The 17767-nt window shown below is 63.6% G+C and carries 16 protein-coding genes; 4 read left to right on the forward strand and 12 right to left on the reverse strand.

Annotated elements, in window-relative coordinates:
• Positions 1–65 precede the first annotated feature (65 nt).
• Positions 66–632 (reverse strand): LysM peptidoglycan-binding domain-containing protein, encoded by a 567-nt coding sequence (locus tag ACHFFR_RS07590; RefSeq protein WP_394263663.1) that lies wholly within the window; start codon positions 630–632, stop codon positions 66–68.
• A 186-nt stretch (positions 633–818) separates the two neighbouring features.
• Here ACHFFR_RS07590 and lexA point away from each other — a divergent pair, with 186 nt between their 5' ends.
• Positions 819–1541, forward strand: coding sequence for a transcriptional repressor LexA (lexA, locus tag ACHFFR_RS07595; protein WP_394263664.1), 723 nt, complete (start codon positions 819–821; stop codon positions 1539–1541).
• Positions 1542–1565: 24 nt separating this feature from the next.
• Here the strand turns inward: lexA and ACHFFR_RS07600 are convergent, their stop codons facing one another.
• Complete coding sequence (locus ACHFFR_RS07600; RefSeq protein WP_394263665.1) at positions 1566–3512, reverse strand: ATP-dependent DNA helicase; 1947 nt, start codon at positions 3510–3512, stop codon at positions 1566–1568.
• Entirely contained in the window at positions 3505–4986 is a 1482-nt protein-coding gene (gene hflX, locus ACHFFR_RS07605) for a GTPase HflX (RefSeq protein ID WP_394263666.1), read from the reverse strand. The genes ACHFFR_RS07600 and hflX overlap by 8 nt, the downstream gene beginning before the upstream one ends.
• A gap of 70 nt (positions 4987–5056) precedes the next feature.
• On the opposite strand from hflX, the gene ACHFFR_RS07610 reads away from it, so the two are divergent.
• A complete protein-coding gene (locus ACHFFR_RS07610) occupies positions 5057–5668 on the forward strand; it encodes a class I SAM-dependent methyltransferase (protein ID WP_394263667.1) in 612 nt (203 codons plus the stop codon).
• Positions 5669–5692: 24 nt separating this feature from the next.
• Here the strand turns inward: ACHFFR_RS07610 and miaA are convergent, their stop codons facing one another.
• From miaA to pgsA, 8 genes are all read right to left on the reverse strand, one after another.
• Positions 5693–6625 (reverse strand): tRNA (adenosine(37)-N6)-dimethylallyltransferase MiaA, encoded by a 933-nt coding sequence (gene miaA, locus ACHFFR_RS07615; protein WP_394263668.1) that lies wholly within the window; start codon positions 6623–6625, stop codon positions 5693–5695.
• Positions 6622–8157, reverse strand: coding sequence for a tRNA (N6-isopentenyl adenosine(37)-C2)-methylthiotransferase MiaB (gene miaB / locus ACHFFR_RS07620; RefSeq protein WP_394263669.1), 1536 nt, complete (start codon positions 8155–8157; stop codon positions 6622–6624). The genes miaA and miaB overlap by 4 nt, the downstream gene beginning before the upstream one ends.
• A gap of 101 nt (positions 8158–8258) precedes the next feature.
• Positions 8259–8843, reverse strand: a complete 585-nt coding sequence (locus ACHFFR_RS07625; protein WP_394263670.1) for a regulatory protein RecX — start codon at positions 8841–8843, stop codon at positions 8259–8261.
• A complete protein-coding gene (gene recA / locus ACHFFR_RS07630; RefSeq protein WP_394263671.1) occupies positions 8843–9895 on the reverse strand; it encodes a recombinase RecA in 1053 nt (350 codons plus the stop codon). The genes ACHFFR_RS07625 and recA overlap by 1 nt, the downstream gene beginning before the upstream one ends.
• Positions 9896–10217: 322 nt before the next feature.
• Entirely contained in the window at positions 10218–10451 is a 234-nt protein-coding gene (locus tag ACHFFR_RS07635; RefSeq protein ID WP_394263672.1) for a DUF3046 domain-containing protein, read from the reverse strand.
• The gene (locus tag ACHFFR_RS07640; protein WP_394263673.1) at positions 10448–10831 is read right to left on the reverse strand and encodes a helix-turn-helix domain-containing protein; all 384 of its coding nucleotides are present in this window, start codon (positions 10829–10831) and stop codon (positions 10448–10450) included. The genes ACHFFR_RS07635 and ACHFFR_RS07640 overlap by 4 nt, the downstream gene beginning before the upstream one ends.
• Before the next feature lie 105 nt (positions 10832–10936).
• On the reverse strand, positions 10937–11428 hold the full coding sequence (locus tag ACHFFR_RS07645) for a CinA family protein (protein WP_394263674.1): 492 nt from the start codon (positions 11426–11428) through the stop codon (positions 10937–10939).
• Positions 11421–12038 (reverse strand): CDP-diacylglycerol--glycerol-3-phosphate 3-phosphatidyltransferase, encoded by a 618-nt coding sequence (gene pgsA / locus ACHFFR_RS07650; RefSeq protein WP_394263675.1) that lies wholly within the window; start codon positions 12036–12038, stop codon positions 11421–11423. The genes ACHFFR_RS07645 and pgsA overlap by 8 nt, the downstream gene beginning before the upstream one ends.
• A gap of 51 nt (positions 12039–12089) precedes the next feature.
• Here pgsA and ACHFFR_RS07655 point away from each other — a divergent pair, with 51 nt between their 5' ends.
• Positions 12090–13376, forward strand: a complete 1287-nt coding sequence (locus tag ACHFFR_RS07655) for a CapA family protein (protein ID WP_394263676.1) — start codon at positions 12090–12092, stop codon at positions 13374–13376.
• A 2-nt stretch (positions 13377–13378) separates the two neighbouring features.
• Here the strand turns inward: ACHFFR_RS07655 and ACHFFR_RS07660 are convergent, their stop codons facing one another.
• Positions 13379–15955, reverse strand: coding sequence for a DNA translocase FtsK 4TM domain-containing protein (locus ACHFFR_RS07660; protein ID WP_394263677.1), 2577 nt, complete (start codon positions 15953–15955; stop codon positions 13379–13381).
• A gap of 127 nt (positions 15956–16082) precedes the next feature.
• Here ACHFFR_RS07660 and ACHFFR_RS07665 point away from each other — a divergent pair, with 127 nt between their 5' ends.
• Complete coding sequence (locus tag ACHFFR_RS07665) at positions 16083–16985, forward strand: 2-hydroxyacid dehydrogenase (protein ID WP_394263678.1); 903 nt, start codon at positions 16083–16085, stop codon at positions 16983–16985.
• Positions 16986–17767 lie beyond the last annotated feature (782 nt).

Raw genomic sequence — 17767 nt, forward strand, 5'->3', positions numbered from 1 at the left:
TTCATTAAGCTACAGCCCCGAATAGTCATAATTCAAACGCCACCTCCGCGCGGGAGGCGCGGGCTTTAGTAGGCGGGCAGGATCAGTTCGGTGCCTGCGACGATTGAGTAACCCGAGAGCCCGTTGAGCTCCGCAATATCCTGGACCACCTGGGCCGTAGGAACATCGACTCCCATCGCCGCGGCGATCGACCACAGTGTGTCGCCAGATACGACCGTGATCGCATCCCCCGCCTGCAGGCCAAGGCCCATTGCGGTGAACACGAGAACACCAAGGGCAAAAGCCATGACCATACCCGCGATCGTCAACATGACCATCGCTGCGTTATTGAGGCTGAACCCGCGCTGTAGCTGGCGCTGTGCCTGACGCTCGTGCGCGCGACGCGCCGGGGTGTCGACCGTGCGCTTTCGCTCGCTGCGCAGCGCAGGTGCGACCGGCGCGGTCGACCAGCGAACGGCGAGTGCCGTGCCGTCCACAGACGGCTGAGGCAGGACAGCGTAGAGCCCCGCCTTGCGAGAGCTAGGACGATCAGGGCGCACTGCCGGGCCCATGGGTCGCGGGGCAGAGCTTGGCACCGCGCGTAGGCGGGCAACGGCCCGTGAGTCGCGTTCGTCAATACGAAGTGCGGTCATGATTCCTCCTCGAACAATTGTTCGTCGAACATCTGTTTGAATACTATCCGAACACATCCGCGAAGTCCAGAACCTTTGTTCGACACGCTTTAGAACACATGTTTGAACAACTGCGGTATGCCCGATAGGCTTGCACTAAGTAAAACGCGAGGCTCCGACAAATTTCTTTGCCGGTCAGGAGGACCCATGGCCAACGTGAACGTTTCCGATCGCCAGCGCTCTATCCTGCGCGCCATTTGCTCTGAGATTTCCGCAAACGGATACCCGCCCACAGTCCGCGAGATTGGCGAGAAGGTTGGGCTCAAGTCCTCCTCCTCGGTGAAGTACCAGCTCGATCTCCTTGAAGCTGCCGAGTGCATCGTGCGCGATCCGCGCCGCCCCCGCACCCTCGAGGTCACCGACCTCGGGCGCGAGATTGCCGGCGTGTCTGCCGAACCAACGCAGCGTGAGATACCGTCGTCGTCGACAATCCGAGCGCTGGGCAACGCCGCGCCTGAAACCTATCGCGCGCAGGACATCGAGGTTCAGGTCACCGCGCCCGTCAACGTGCCCGCCGTCGGCCGGATCGCCGCCGGTGGTCCGATTCTTGCCGAGCAGGTTATTGACGACGTCTTCCCGCTCCCCCGCCAGCTCACCGGCACGGGCGATCTCTTCATGCTCGAAGTATCGGGCGATTCGATGATTGATGCCGCGATTTGCGACGGCGATTGGGTCGTTGTGCGTCGCCAGCCGGTTGCCGAAAATGGCGAGATTGTTGCGGCGATGATTGACGGGGAGGCCACGGTCAAGACCTTCCAGAAGAAGGACGGCCACATCTGGCTCCTTCCCCGAAACTCGAATTACGCGCCGATTCCGGGCAACGAGGCCGAGATTCTCGGCAAGGTCGTCACCGTCCTCCGAGCGCTCTAGCGCGCTCCGGAACGGCCGGCACGCTCACTCGCTTTTTGGCGCCAGGCGCGCGAGCGCGCCCAGGACGATATCGCGATCCGTCGTCGGCCACATTTTCGGCAGCGATGCCATGAGGAACCCGCCATAGCGCCTCGTTTGAAGGCGCGAATCCAAGATGGCCACCACGCCGCGGTCGGTTGTGCGGCGAAGTAGCCTGCCCGCTCCCTGCGCGAGCAGCAGGGCTGCCTGCGTGGCAGAGACCGACATGAAGGGATTCCTCCCGGCCCGCGTGGCGGCCTCGTTTCGAGCCTGGATCAGCGGGTCATCCGGGCGCGGGAAGGGGATGCGGTCGATGATGACGAGCCGGCACGTCTCGCCCGGCACGTCCACGCCCTGCCAGAGCGAGATCGTTCCAAACAGCGACGCGGCGGGATCCTCCGCGAACTTCTCGAGCAGGGTCGGGATCTGATCCTCGCCTTGCACGAACACCGCCAGATCGAGCTGGTCGCGGACGTACTCGGCAGCTCGTTCGGCGCCAAGACGCGAGGTGAACAAGCACAGCGCGCCGCCGTGGCTTGCACGGATAAGATCGACGATCTCGGAAAGGTGCTCCTGCCCGTAACCCTCGCGCCCGGGCGGATTCAGATGCTGGGCAACGTACAAGATTCCCTGCTTGTCGGGCTCGAACGGAGTTCCCACATCGAGTCCCGTCCACTCCCCTTGACTCGGATATGTGAAACCCACGCGGTTGGCCACCGCATCGAAACTTCCGCCCACCTGGAGGGTTGCCGACGTCAGCACGACTGGCGTGTTTTCAAACAGATTGTCGGCAATTGATGCGGAGACGTCGAGCGGCGCCAAATACAGCGTGAAGTGATCATTGAACTCGCTCGTCCAGGCCACGCGGGTGCCGGTCTGGATTGAGTCGCCAAGGAGATCGGTGCACAGGGCCGCGACCTCCATGAGCCGCACCCGCAGCACCTGCTTTGTTGCGTTCTGTTCCTCGTTGCCACCAGACAAGGAAGAAACGGCCTCGCCCGCCGCTTGAATCTTGCCGAGGATACGCGCGACGACGTCGTTGAGGCCATCGCTGAGCGCCAAGATGCGCCCCTCGCCGGTCTCCCCCAGCGCGTCGGACAGGTCCTCGGATAGATCGGGCAGCCCCTCGTCGTCGAGGCCGGCTTGGCGAAGCATCCGCGCCAGCGAGCGTAAGTCGTAGCCCGCAATCGAGCGGGTGAGCTGGGACGTCACCCGGTCCACGAGATCGTGCGCCTCGTCGACAACGTAGGCGTGGGACTCGGGTAGCACGGGCGTGCCAGCCGCCTGAATGCCAAGCAGCGCGTGGTTCGTGACCACGATATCGGCGTCGTCGGCCTTCGCCCGCGCCCGAAGGGGGAAGCACTCGTGGCGAAGCGGGCACGATTCGCCGATGCACTCGCGCTTTTGGATCGAAATCTGTTGCCACGCCCGGTCTGACACGCCGGGAACCAAATCGTCGCGGTCTCCGGTGTCGGAGTTCAAGGCCCATTCGCGAGCGCGGACGACGTCCTCACCCGTTGCCGTGGCGCCCATTTCGCCTTCAGCCCGCGAGAGCAGCGCGTCCTCTTCCGGGTATCCGCCGTCCACCTTGCGCAGGCACGCGTAATTGCTCCAGCCTTTGAGGAGCGCGACGTCGACGTGCACGTCATAGACGTCCTTGATCGCCTGCGCCACGGCGGGCGCGTCCTGCTGCATGATCTGGCGTTGCAGGGCCAAGGTCGCGGTGGAGATGGTTGCCCGCTGATCGGATTGCGCCGCCCACACCATCACCGGCACGAGGTAGCCGAATGACTTTCCGGTGCCCGTCCCGGCCTCGACCATGAGGTGACCCTCGTCGGTCAGCGCCTCGTAGACGGCGTCGACCATGTGCTCTTGCCCCTCGCGGCGCGCTCCTCCGATGGTGTCGACGACCTTGGTCAGGACCTCGCGCGCGTCGAGCTCCTGATCACTCACCGCGGGTGTCCTCCAAAATGCCAGCTTCCACGAGAACGCCCTCGATCTCCGGAGTCACCCGCGCATGCAGGCGCGTGCCCTCGGCCTCGTGGTCCTGCGAGAGGATCTCGCCTTCGTTGTGGATGCGGTTGACGATGTCGCCGCGTTCGTAGGGAATGACGAGGTCGATTTCGACGGCGGGCCGAGGCAGAAGATCTTCGATGCGCTCCATCAGCTCGGCGATCCCCTCCCCCGAGACGGCACTGACGAGCACAGAGTTCGGGTACTGGCTGCGCAGCGTCGCCACCGTGACGGGATCGGCAATGTCGGCCTTCGACAGGACGATGAGCTCGGGAATACTCTCCGTGCCCTCGACACCGGCGAGCACGTCATGAACAGCGTTGATCTGGCCGACCGGATCGTCGTGAGCAGCATCGACGACGTGAAGCAGAACGTCGGCGTCGCCAGCCTCCTCGAGCGTGGACCGGAAGGCTTCCACGAGCTGCGTGGGCAAATTGCGCACGAATCCGACCGTGTCGGTGAGCGTGTACTCGCGGCCGTCGTCGGTCTCGGCGCGGCGAACCGTGGGGTCAAGCGTCGCAAACAGCGCGTTTTCCACAAGCACGCCGGCGTCCGTCAGCACGTTCATCAGCGATGACTTTCCCGCGTTCGTATATCCGACGACGACGACGCTCGGCACCTGCCGGCGCTGCCGGTTGTGCCGGCGCGTGTCACGCGAGCTCTCCATGCCCTTGATGTCCCGGCGCAGCCTCGACATGCGCTGGCGAATGCGGCGGCGGTCGAGTTCGATCTTCGCTTCACCAGGGCCACGCGAACCAATACCCGCACCGCCGGCCACTCGGCCACCGGCCTGACGAGACATCGACTCACCCCAGCCACGCAGACGCGGCAGGAGGTATTCAAGCTGAGCGAGTTCGACCTGAGCCTTACCCTCTTTGGACTTCGCGTGCTGGGCGAAGATGTCCAAGATGAGCGCCGTGCGGTCAATGACCTTTGCGTCCACGATGTCCTCGAGTGCGCGGCGCTGCGAGGGCGCGAGCTCGGAATCGACGATCACGGTATCCGCGCCGGTCGAGGCGACGATCTCTGCGAGCTCGGAGGCCTTACCCGAGCCAAGGTACGTGGCCGGGTCCGGGATTTGGCGGCGCTGGAGCACTCCATCGAGCACCTGCGAGCCCGCCGTCTCGGCAAGCGCAGCAAGCTCACGCAACGATTCCTCGCCAGCGCGCATGTCGCCGTCGGTCACGAGACCTGCAAGAACGACTCGCTCAAGTCGCAGCTGGCGGTACTCAACCTCGGTGATGTCAGAGCGTTCGGTCGACAGCCCGGCAACTCGCCGCAGCGATGACCGCTCCTCGCGCTCGAGGGAATCTCCCGCCCAGTGGCCGTCGTACGCCGGATCTGCCTGCAGCGCCGTTGCCTTGCGGGAGTGAACTTCGAATTCTTGTGGCTCGTTAATAGGTTGTCTCCTCATGTTTCTTCTATTGTCCCAGAGTGGCCGCTAAAAATCGGTAACGCGCCCCACTGCGCGGTACGCTAATGGCGTGAGCGACCACTACTTTTCTAGCCAGCCAGCCTCCAAGGAGTCTCCCCGGGAGATTCACGTCAGCATCCTTGGGGAAGACTACCGCGTGAAGACCACCTCCGGTATTTTTTCTCCCCATGGCATCGACAAGGGCACGGCGGTTCTCCTTCACAAGGCGCCGCTTCCCGAGCTTGATCCCGGGTCCACGATCGTGGATCTGGGCTGTGGCTGGGGGCCTCTCACGCTCGCGCTTGCATCCCAGTACCCCGATTCGCACGTGACCGGCGTGGATGTCAACGAGCGCACACTGGCTCTCACCACCGAGAACGCCGCGACTGCCGGGCTGGCGAACGTCACCGTCGTCGACGCCACCGAGGAATCTGCCGCCGCTATCACCGACATCGATCTGCTGTGGTCCAATCCCCCGATCCGCATCGGCAAGCAGGCTTTGCATGAGCTGTTGACGACGTGGCTCGGACGGCTGGCACCGACCGGCGTCGCCTATCTCGTGGTCCAGCGCAATCTTGGCTCAGATTCCCTTGCCGGGTGGCTGACCGATCATGGCTTCCCGACGTCGAAACTCGGCTCGCAAAAGGGATTCCGCGTTCTCGAAGTCCGGCGCGCGCACTAACCGGGCGCGCAGCGTGCACCGCGCCTATTTGGCGCCCGCGACGATGTCGGCGATGCGGTCCGCGAGCTGCGGAATCTCATCGCCGTCGCTGACGTCTAGCCAGTGGATTCGCGGATCGCGGCGGAACCACGTGCGCTGTTTCTTCGCGAGGCGGCGCGTTGCGAAAGCAACCGATTCGATTGCGCTATCGACGTCCATCTGGCCATCGATGACGGCGATCGCCTCGGCGTAGCCGGTTGCCTTGCGGGCGGTTTCCCCGTGGCGAAGCCCGACGTCGATGAGAGCCCGGGTCTCCTCGACGAGGCCGTCTGCGAACATGGCGCGAGCCCTCTCGAGAATCGCCTGGTCGAGCAGCTCCTTGTCCCGCCGGAGCGCAAACATGTGGATGCCATCGTAATGGCTCGTGTGCCGCGGAAAGACGGGGGTGTATGACTCGCCGGTCAGGCGAACCACTTCGAGCGCGCGGATTACTCGGCGCGGGTTGGCAAGGTTGATAGTCTGCGCCGAGACGGGATCCTTCTCTCGGAGCTCGATGATGAGCGGGGCGAGCCCGTAATCGGTGTAGATCGTGTCGAGCTCGGCTCGGATCTCGGGGTCAGTGCCGGGGAAATTCAATTCGTCGAGGAGGCCGGACACGTAGAGGCCGGAGCCGCCCACGACCATCGGAATCTTCGCACGACGTCGGACGCCCTCGAGGTCGGCGCGTGCCTCGCGCTGGTAGGCGGCCACCGACGCGCGTTCGGTCACGTCAAGGACGTCGATTTGGTGGTGGACGATTCCCAAGCGCTCGTCGGGCGAGAGCTTCGCAGTCCCGATATCCATCCCGCGGTAGAGCTGCATGGCGTCAGCGGAAACGATTTCGACCCGCTCGGCTCCCCCGAGCCGTTGCGCGACGTCGAGTGACAGCGCGGTCTTACCCGACGCCGTCGGGCCAACGATCGCGACGATGGGGGTCACTGTGGCCGGCCGACCCGGATCGTCGGCACGCCCAGAGCCACTGGCGCCTGGTCATTCGCCTCATCGATGAGTTCCTGCTTGCGAAGCTCGCCGCGTTCCCACGCGTCTCCGGCGCGCGTCCGGCGCACGGAGAATTCGCCACCGGTCAGCGCAGAATCGGCCAGTAGGTGGAATGGCGCGGCATGGGTGACGCGTGCGATCACGCAGTCGCCGGGCCGCGGATGGTCGGCTTCGGGCAGGTCTGCCGGTAACGCGACGTGGACGAGGCGATTGTCCTGAGCGCGCCCCGTGATACGGTGCGTGGCGTCGTCTTTGCGGCCCTCGCCGTCCGAGACGAGGACTTCCACGAGCTCGCCCTCAAGTCTTTGTGACTCTTCGAGCCCGATGCGGTTTTGGAGTTCCACGAGGCGGTTGAGGCGCTCCTTGGCGACCTCTCCAGGAACCTGATCGTCCATATCGGCCGCCGGCGTACCGGGCCGCGGCGAGTAGATGAACGTAAAGGCGGAGGTAAAGCGTGACTTTTCCACGACGTCGAGCGTCTGCTGGAAGTCCTCCTCGGTTTCCCCGGGGAAGCCCACGATGATGTCGGTGGTGATCGCCGCGTTGGGAATCCGCGCGCGGACGCGATCAAGGATCCCGAGGAACTTCTCCGAGCGGTACGAGCGACGCATGGCGCGAAGAATGCGATCGGATCCCGACTGGAGGGGCATGTGCAGCGATGGCATGACGGTGGGCGTCTCGGCCATGGCGTCGATGACGTCGTCGGTGAAGGAGGCCGGGTGCGGCGAGGTGAACCGAATGCGTTCGAGGCCGTCGATCTGGCCGGCGGCGCGCAAAAGCTTGGCGAACGCGCCGCGGTCCACGAAGCTCACCCCGTAGGAATTCACGTTCTGGCCAAGCAGCGTGATCTCGATGGCTCCCTCGGCGACGACGGCTTCGATCTCCGCGAGGATCTCACCGGGGCGCCGGTCGCGTTCCTTGCCACGAAGGTGCGGAACGATGCAGAACGTGCACGTGTTGTTGCAGCCGACTGAGATCGAGACCCACGCGGCGAACGCCGACTCGCGGCGCGTTGGCAACGTGGAAGGAAAGACTTTGAGCGATTCCTCGATCTCGACGGCGGCTTCGTTATTGTGCCGAGCGCGCTCGAGGAGAACGGGCAGGACGTCGAGGTTATGCGTGCCAAGAACGACGTCGACCCACGGCGCCTTCTCGACGATGCCACCGCGCAGTTGCTGAGCCAGGCAACCACCGACGGCGATCTGCATGTTCGGACGTTCGCGCTTAACTGCCGCTAGCTGGCCGAGGTTGCCGAACAGCTTGTTGGAGGCGTTTTCGCGCACCGAGCAGGTGTTAATGACGATCACGTCCGCGCCCTCATCCCCCGCATCGGTTGCCCGCGCAGCCTTTGCGGGAACCTCGGACACGTGAACGTAACCGGCGGCTTCAAGCAGGCCAGCGAGGCGCTCGGAATCGTGCACATTCATCTGGCACCCGAGGGTGCGCACTGCATAAGTCTGTGGCTCAGTCATCTCGGACAGTCTAGTAGGTACGCACGTGCAAGGCTCGCGTCACGCGTGCGATATCGACCGCATTCCACAACGACGGGCGATTCCACGACGACGATGACGGCCTAGTAGTCGGGGTCGGCCTCGTTGAGCGCGGTGTCCATGGCTTGCCGGATCTGACCGGGCGAAAAACCGCGGCGACCGAGCGCTCCGTAGAGCCGGCGCCGCTTCACCTCGGGTTCGACGTCGCGCATCGAGCGCACCTTGCGAACCGCGAAGTCGGTGGCGGCCTCGAGCTCGTCGTCGCTCGTGATCTGATCGAGCGCCTCGTCCGCCTCCGGGCCGCTCACGCCTTTGCGCTGCAGATCCATCCGCAGCGCTCGGCGCGAGGTGGTCTTACCCGTGAATCTCGTGCGCACAAACATCGCGGCAAAGCGCGCGTCGTTGACGAGATCTGCATCGATAAACGCCTGGAGCACATTCTCGGCAATCTCGGGCGGGACGAGATTGCGTTCCATCGCCTCGCGCAGTTGAGCTGTGGATCGCTCCATCATGCCTAACTGGCGATAACACAGGTCCTTGGCGTATACCCGCCACTCATCCTCAGACCTGGCTGCGGCACGCTCCTTCTTGCGCGCGGCGATCTCCGCCGGAGATCGCCGCTTGCGACGCCGCTTGCTGAAGTCCGCCTCTTCGGCGTAGTCGACCATTAAACTTCGACTGGCTCCTCGACCTCAACGTCCTCCTCCGCATGAGCGAATTCGCCGATGCCGAGCGCCTTCATGACCTTGGTTTGGATCTCGTCAGTGACCTCGGGGTTGTCCTTGAGGAACTGGCGCGATTTCTCCTTGCCCTGGCCGAGCTGATCGCCCTCGTAGGTGTACCAGGAGCCGGACTTGCGGACCACGCCCGCGTCCACGGCCATATCGAGAATGCCACCCTCGCGCGAAATGCCCTGGCCATAGAGGATGTCGAACTCAGCCTGCTTGAACGGCGGAGCCATCTTGTTCTTGACGACCTTGACGCGCGTACGGTTACCCACCGGCACGGCGCCTTCCTTCAAGGTCTCAATACGGCGCACGTCCAAGCGCACCGAGGAGTAGAACTTGAGCGCGCGGCCACCCGTGGTGGTCTCGGGGTTTCCGTAGAACACGCCGATCTTCTCGCGCAGCTGGTTAATGAAAATCGCGGTGGTGCCAGAGGCTGAGAGTGCGCCGGTGAGCTTTCGCAGGGCCTGCGACATGAGGCGCGCCTGAAGGCCGACGTGCGAATCGCCCATCTCGCCTTCAATTTCCGCCTTCGGCACGAGCGCGGCCACCGAATCGATGACGATGATGTCGAGTGCGCCCGAGCGGATCAGCATGTCCGCAATCTCGAGGGCCTGCTCACCCGTATCTGGCTGGGACACGATGAGCGCATCCGTGTCGACACCCAGATTTCGCGCGTATTCGGGATCGAGCGCATGCTCGGCGTCAACGAAGGCGGCGATGCCGCCCTGAGCCTGAGCGCTAGCAACAGCGTGGAGTGCCACGGTGGTCTTACCCGACGATTCCGGGCCGTAGACCTCGACCACTCGGCCACGAGGAAGGCCACCGATGCCGAGCGCAATATCAAGTGCGAGGGATCCGGTTGGAATAACCTGAACGCGCTGTTCTGGGGCGTCACCCAGGCGCATAGCCGATCCCTTGCCGAACTGGCGGTCGATCTGGCTCAGTGCTGTCTCGAGCGCCTTTTCGCGCTCGGCTGTCTGCTTCTTCGACATATGTTTCCTTTCGTGGCTGTCTTGCCGGCGGATAGAACAGGTCCTTTTCACGGAGACCGTCCTCTCCGAACGGCTCACGAACAACAATATGCCCGACCTCCGACATATAAATTTCCGCACCCTCCAAGTGTGGAGAGCCTTCGCGAAAACTGTTGCTGTGGACAACCTTAGCCGAACAGACGTTCGAACATCGGGTACACGCGCGCGTGTCCCTCATCACATAGCACGGGACGCATAGCACTGGACACATAACACTGGGCACATAGACCTGGAGCGCATAGCACTGGGGGCGAACCATCAGGTTCGCCCCCAGTGCTCAGTTTTAATTGTTCGAGTTACGTTTCGGGTTCTTCCGGTGAAGGAACTCGTATGACTCTGGCAGATCCATTGCTAGTCGCAATGCGTGCCACACCTTCTGCGGTTCAACGTGAGCCTCAAGTGCTTCTTCGGCGGTTCGCGATCCGAGCTCGGGAATCACGAGATCGTGCGCGAGTGCGCGCCCGTGACCTCCGGGGAATGCTCGATCAACGACGTCCCAGAATTCCGTGTGCCTCATACTCCAGTCGAGGACAGCTCACCGTTCAGCAGTGCCTCAGCGGTGTCCGGGATACGTATGCCCGCAGCGCGTGCAGCCTGTGCCTTGCGGATCATCGGGGGCGTACGACCCTCTGCCAGATCAATGCGATCAGCGACGACGCGAAGGACGTGGCTCATCGGCACGTTCAGTGCTTGGCAGATGGAGTGAAGCAGCTCGGAGGAAGCTTCTTTCTGACCGCGCTCGACCTCGGACAGGTAACCAAGGGAGACGCGGGCGTCTGAAGAGACCTCACGCAGGGTGCGACCCTGACGCTGACGGTAGTCACGCAGGACATCACCAAGTTCGCGTCGGAAAAGTACCGGCTCGGTGCGAACATGGGATTCATTCATCATTGTCATGCTTTAATCTCTCTTCTTCATTCGTAGCGGAATTCGCTATTAGTGCTAACTCCTGCTTTAAGCTAAATATTCCCACACGAATCTGAACGTTTCCTGTAAGAGCTCTCAGAGTTGTCCGTGATTCGTCAAACTTTCACTTACCCAGCGTAATGCTTCGAGAACGGCCTTCTGCCGCACCGTCTCACGGTCCCCATCAAAGTGGAACAGGGCGCCCGTCGTCGTGCCTAAAACGTGCATCCCCATGAAAACCGTGCCGGCCTCGTGTCCGTCCACGGGTTCGGGACCCGCCACGCCCGTCGTCGATATTCCAATATCTGCATTAAAAAGCTCCGCGACGCCACTCGCCATCTGCTTCGCGACCTCCACGTCCACGGGTCCCGTCGCGTCCAGCTGGCCCTGGGAAACGCCAAGGATCGAGGCCTTCGTGTCCGTCGCGTAGGCAACCACTGCCCCGCGCAAACACGCCGACGCGCCCGGCGCAGACACGATCGTCGACGCGAGCAGGCCGCCGGTCAGCGATTCGGCGACGGCAATGGTGCGGCCGTCCCGGGTGAAATCATCAACAAGTTTGCGGGCGTATGCGACGTCGTCAGGCACGGTCGTCTCCCACAGACGGCCCGTCTTCAGCGGATGGCTCGTCGTCAAGGGATCGCGCCTCGCGGATGTACTCCCACGCGGAGGTCAGCGCGAAGAACAGCGCAATGGCGATGAGTGCGTAGAAGAACCACACGATGCCGGTGGCTAGGGCGTCCGGGAGGAATGCGTGCCACGGAATAACCAGGCCGCCAACGCCGAAGACTTGCGCGGTCATCTTGATCTTGCCACCACGCCCGGCGGCCATGACCTTCTTCTTCACCACGACCATGCGCATGATCGTGATACCGAGCTCGCGGACGATGAAGATAATCGTGACCCACCACCACAGCCAGCCGTTGATCGAGGCCATGATCATCGCGGACAGAATAAGGGCCTTGTCGGCAATCGAATCTGCAAGCTTGCCAAAGTCGGTGATGAGCCCGCGGCTACGTGCGAGATGGCCATCGAGCTGATCGGTCATCGCCGCAATGGCGAACACGATCCCCGCCAGCCAGCGCCGCTCCACCGTCGGATCCAGCAACAGCCAGATGAAGACCGGAACGAGCAGGAGTCGCAACACCGTTAGCGCATTGGCGATATTGACAACAGGTACCTGAGATTTTTCTTCCACTGTTCTACTCTAGTTGAAGATGCGAAAATCCGATCCACGCTGGAGGCACCAATGAAGATTCGGGTACTCACCACCGCAGCGGCAGCGCTCCTCGTTCTGGCCGGCTGCTCCGACTCAACGGGCGCCGGCGACACGTCCCCGACACCCGACCAGGCGACCACCGAGTCCGCAGACCCGTCCGAGTCCGCCAGCGCGAGCGCCGAACCAACCGAAGAGCCAACGCCTGAACCCGCGGATCCCGAGTACTTCACCGTGATGTCCGGCGGCGATATCCTGCTCCACCTGTCGGTCAACGAATCGGCCCGCATCCAGGGCGAGACGTACGACTACCTGCCGCTTTACGAGGGCATCCAGCCATTTATCGACGACGCCGACGTGGCGATTTGCGCACTCGAGGTCCCGATCGTTGGTCACGATCAGATGCCCTCGAACTACCCGAACTTCGGCGCGCCGTGGGATCTGGCGCAATCGCTGGCTGACATCGGCTACGACGGCTGCGCGGTGGCAACCAACCACACGATGGATCGCGGATTCGGTGGCGTGGACACGACCATCCAGGCACTCACTGATGCGGGGCTGGGCTGGGCCGGCTCGGCCCGCACCGAGGGCGAAGCCGACGAGATCCAGTTCTACAACATTGAGGGCGAGGAACAGAGCGTCTCGATCGCGCACATTTCCGCCACGACCCTCACAAACGGCATCCCCATCCCCGCCGACCACCCCTATTCGTGGAACGTCGTGGGAGACCTCGGCCAACCGGTCGACACCATCATCGACGACGCGAAGAAGGCTCGCAAGCGCGGCGCCGATATCGTCGTCGTCTCTATGCACTGGGGAACCGAATACGTCAACGACCCGATCCCCGAGCAGATCGACATCGCTCAACAGCTCGCGGAGTCTGGCGAGGTGGACCTCGTGTTCGGCAATCATTCGCACGTCCCCCAGCCGCTCGACCTCATTCCGGGTGGTCCGAACGGCGAGGGGATGTGGGTGGTCTACTCGATGGGCAACCAGATTTCTGGCCAGACCGTTCAAAATCACGGCCCGCGCGTGACGACGGGCCTGATCACCACCGCCACGATCGAGGTTCGCGGCGAAAACGACGCGTCTATCACCGACTTTGACTTCACCGTCGTCACCCAAGATCGCGCCGCGGGCGAGCGCCTGCGCCTCCTAACCCCGCTCATGAACGGCGACTATCCGGAGGGCCTGGCGCTCAGTCAGTACGACATCAACTCCCGCGCCGATGCGACGTATCCCGTCATGTCGGGCTCCGGTGAGGAACGCACCGAGGCGCCCGAGGACACGGGGGCAACACTCACGATCACCCGCGAGTAGCGCTAGTCGCGGCCGGTGAGCTGCCAGGCGTCCTCGTCGTCGTCGGATTCGTAGTCGCCCTCGTCGTAATCGAGCGGATCCTCGGCGTAGCGATCCGTGGACAGCACCGCCGTGCGCTCGTCGAGGTCATCCTCGTCGACGTCCACCCCCGCGCCCGCCTCGGAGTGGGCATAGGGCCGCGACTCGCCGTCGGGGGCGCGCGCTATATCGACGTCGCCGAAGTCGGCGTCGTAGGGATCGTCGTCGGAACTGGCATGCAGCGTATCGGTCTCGCCCTTGATGTATGCCACGACGTCGTCGAGCTGTTCGGGCGTGACGAGCACGTCGCGCGCCTTCGACCCCTCGGACGGGCCAACGATTTCGCGGGATTCGAGCAGATCCATCATTCGGCCGGCCTTGGCGAAGCCGATGCGTAGCTTGCGCTGGAGCATCGATGTGGAGCCGAACTGGGTTGTGACAACGAGCTCGGCGGCCTGCAGGAGGGTTTCGAGATCGTCGCCGATGTCGTCGTCGATAACCTTCTTCTCGGCCTTCGGGATGACGTCGTCGCGGTAGACGGGCTGCATCTGTTCTTTGACGTGCGCGACGATCTGCGCGATCTCGTGCTCGGTCACCCACGCGCCCTGCACGCGGACCGGATTGGCCGCCCCCATTGGGTGGAACAGCGCGTCGCCCATGCCGATGAGCTTCTCCGCGCCGACGTTATCGAGGATGACTCGCGAATCCTGGTTTGACGAGGTCATGAATGCTAGGCGCGAGGGAATGTTCGACTTGATCAGGCCGGTCACCACGTCCACGGACGGGCGCTGCGTGGCAAGCACAAGGTGGATGCCAGCCGCGCGCGCAAGTTGGGTGATGCGCTGAATCGACGCTTCGACGTCCTTCGGCGCGACCATCATGAGGTCCGCCAACTCGTCGACGACAACGAGCAGGTACGGGTAGGGCTGCAGCGTGCGTTCGGAGCCGGCCGGGGTGGTGAGCTTGCCGGAGCGGATCGCGTCGTTGAAATCGTCGATCTGTTTGTATCCGTAGTTCGCGAAGTCCGCGTAGCGCTGGTCCATCTCGCGCACCACCCAGTCCAGCGCCTCGGCGGCCTTGCGCGGATCGGTGATAATCGGCGTGACTAGGTGCGGGATGCCCGCGTAGATCGTGAGCTCCACGCGCTTGGGGTCCACAAGAACCATCCGCACCTCTTCGGGTGTGGCGCGCATGAGAATCGACGTCAGCATCGAGTTGATAAACGAAGACTTACCGGAGCCGGTGGCACCCGCGACGAGCATGTGCGGCATCTTCGCAAGGTTCGCCACGACGTGCTTTCCAGCCACCGATTTTCCAACGGCGACGACGAGCGGGTGCGTCTGCTTGCGGGCCACGGGCGAGCGCAAAACGTCGCCCACCATGACCGTTTCGCGATCCGTATTCGGGATCTCGATGCCGATCGCGGACTTGCCAGGGATGGGCGAAAGGATGCGCACGTCCGCCGTCGCCACGGCATAGGCGATGTTCTTTTCAAGCGAGCTAACGCGATCGACCTTGACGCCCTGGCCGAGCTCAACCTCGTACTGGGTGACCGTGGGGCCGCGGGTAAAGCCCACGACCTCGGCCTCAACGCCGAAGTCCCGGAAGACCTTGTTCAGGACGTCGACGACGTGTTCGTTCGCCTCCGAGTGCTCGACGGCCGGCGTGCCCTCCTCGAGGAGGTCACTCGGCGGGAGCGTGTAGGTGATGTTTGACGACAGCTCGAGCTGTTCCACGCGCGGCGGGAGCGGTTCGGGCTTGGGAGTCTTCCTCGCCTCGGACTCCGCCTTGGCCTTCGCGGCCTTGGCGGCCTTGGCTGCGGCTGGACTCTGGGCGTCTGTGGCTTGGGCGTCCGGATTTCCTGCGGTGTTGTCTGCGGCGGGCAGGGCCTGGGTCGCGTCGTCGGGCTTTCCTCGGCGCACGCGCGATTGACGGGCGGGCTTCGCGGGTTCGTCCATCACCTCGGTGGCCGCGATCTCGGCCCGCTCAGCTTCGAGGCGCTCGGCGCGGAGCTCGCGGCGTTTCTTGAACCAGTCGATGATGTCGCGCACCGACGTATCGGTGGAGAAGAGCATGGCATAGATGCCGAGCAGAATCAGGAGCGGAACGGCTCCCCACTCGGACACGAGCGCGGTCAGCCCGCCGCCGGAGAGCCATCCGAGAATACCGCCCGCGTCTTCAACCGCCGCAAAGGACGTGGTGGGGCTCGGTTGCCCCAGTGCAATGTGGAGGATGCCCGTGATGGCGACAGTCAGGAGGGCGAGCCCGATGACGAAGCGCTGATTGGTCGAGCCAATGGACTGGCGGAACAGTTTGATTGCCACGCCCACGAACATGAGTGGCACGAAGACTGACAGCGCGCCGACGGGGCCGGCGGTGGCGTGGTGGATGGCATCGCCCAGGAGACCAGAGAGCCCGAACCACTCGCGCAGTGCGACGACGATCGCGAGCGCAACCATGATGAACGCGAGGCCCTCGTGTGATCGGGGTGCCTCGCTCTGGCCACGCTTCGATTCTTGGCGCGGGGTCTGTGGTTTCGTTGCTTTCTTGCTACGAGCCATGTCTCCTCTTCCGTGGGCAAAATCCAATTTCAGCCTAGTGCCCGCACGCAAACGGGTGCGAACCAACGCGCCGGGCTGGGAAAATTGTGACCTGTCAACATGGGAGATAATCCACTAGACTGAGTGCATGACAATTTCCGTAAGTGTTCCAAATGACCTGTTCAAAGCCGCGGTTGAAGCGTATGACGGCGATGTCGCCGTCGTCGAATGGGATCTCAACTCCCCCGCTCCGCAGGAATCCATCGACCTCGTCCTCCTGCCACTGATTAGTGACAAGCCGGACCTGTCCAATCTCAACTCGGTGGAGACCCGCCTCGTTCAGGCATCGTCGATTGGCTACGAGCACGTCATGCCGCACATCGGCGACAAGGCGCTTGCCAACGCGGCGACCGTGCACGAGACGTCGACCTCCGAGCTGACCCTCGCACTCATTCTTGCGCAGTTGCGTGGCATGCAGCGGATCGTCCGCTCGCAGGATGAGGGCGTGTGGGACACGTTCACCGCGCCCGGCCTCGCGGACAAGAAGGTCCTCCTCATCGGATACGGCGGCATCGGAAAGGCGATTGCGCAGCGCCTGCTCCCCTTCGAGGTTGAGCTGTACCGCGTCGCCTCCACGCACCGCGAGGACGAGCAGGGCACCATCTATGGCACGGACGAAGTCAAGGGCCTGCTGCCCGAGATGGACGTCGTTATTCTGATTATTCCCGGCAACGAGACGACGAATGGCATGGTCGACGACGAGTTCCTCTCCCTCATGAAGGACGGCTCGCTCATCGTCAACATGGCCCGCGGTACCGTGGCGGATACCGACGCGCTCGTCAAGCATGCGGACCGGCTGAAAGTGGCGCTCGACGTCGTCGACCCTGAACCGCTACCCGAGGGCCACCCGCTGTACTCGCATCCAAACGTCCTGTTCAGCGCCCACATGGGCGGCTACTCGGACGCGCTGTGGCCGCGCCTGCGCGCGCTCATCCACCGCCAGATCGACGCGCTGTCAGAAGAGCGCGATCCGGAGAACATCGTCAACTAGCCGGCGAACCGCCGCCCCCGCTCGCACCCGCCGGCCCGGCGCGAGCTCGCGGTGGCTCGGCCTCGTCTGCATCCGGCATCCTGGCCTCGTTGGCTACCTGAAGCCGGCCGCACCTAGGCCTCCGATGCCTAGGCGGCGTACCAAACGGGTCAGCGCAAGCTACGCGGCGCACCAAACGGGTCAGCGCGAGCTATGCGGCGTACCAAACGGGTTCGCAGCCACCTCGAAAGGTACGCCCTCCTCCGATTGGTGCTCCGCCTAGCGAAAAGCAACCCGAATAGTACGCCGTCCGTCGCCTAGGAAACCCGAGGGCCCGGCGTCGTACCTCGTCTGGCGGAAATCAACCCGAACAGTACGCCGCCTGGCAACCACGGACCAATCCCTAACGCCCGCTAGCAGCTAGGCAACCCGAAAGGTACGCCGCCCAGCAAATAACGACGACGATCGACCCCGCCAAAGCCCGCAACACAGGAGCCACGCACTAGGCGGCGCACCAAACGGGTCAGCGCAAGCTACGCGGCGTACCAAACGGGTCAGCGCGAGCTAGGCGGCGTACCAAACGGGTCAGCGCGAGCTACGCGGCGCACCAAACGGGTTCGCAGCCCCCTCGAAAGGTACGCCCTCCTCCGATTGGTGCTCCGCCTAGCGAAAAGCAACCCGAACAGTACGCCGTCCGTCGCCTAGGAAACCCGAGGGCCCGGCGTCGTACCTCGTCTGGCGGAAATCAACCCGAACAGTACGCCGCCTGGCAACCACGGACCAATCCCTAACGCCCGCTAGCA

The sequence above is a fragment of the Trueperella sp. genome (assembly GCF_043424875.1).
Classification (GTDB): Bacteria; Actinomycetota; Actinomycetes; order Actinomycetales; family Actinomycetaceae; genus Trueperella.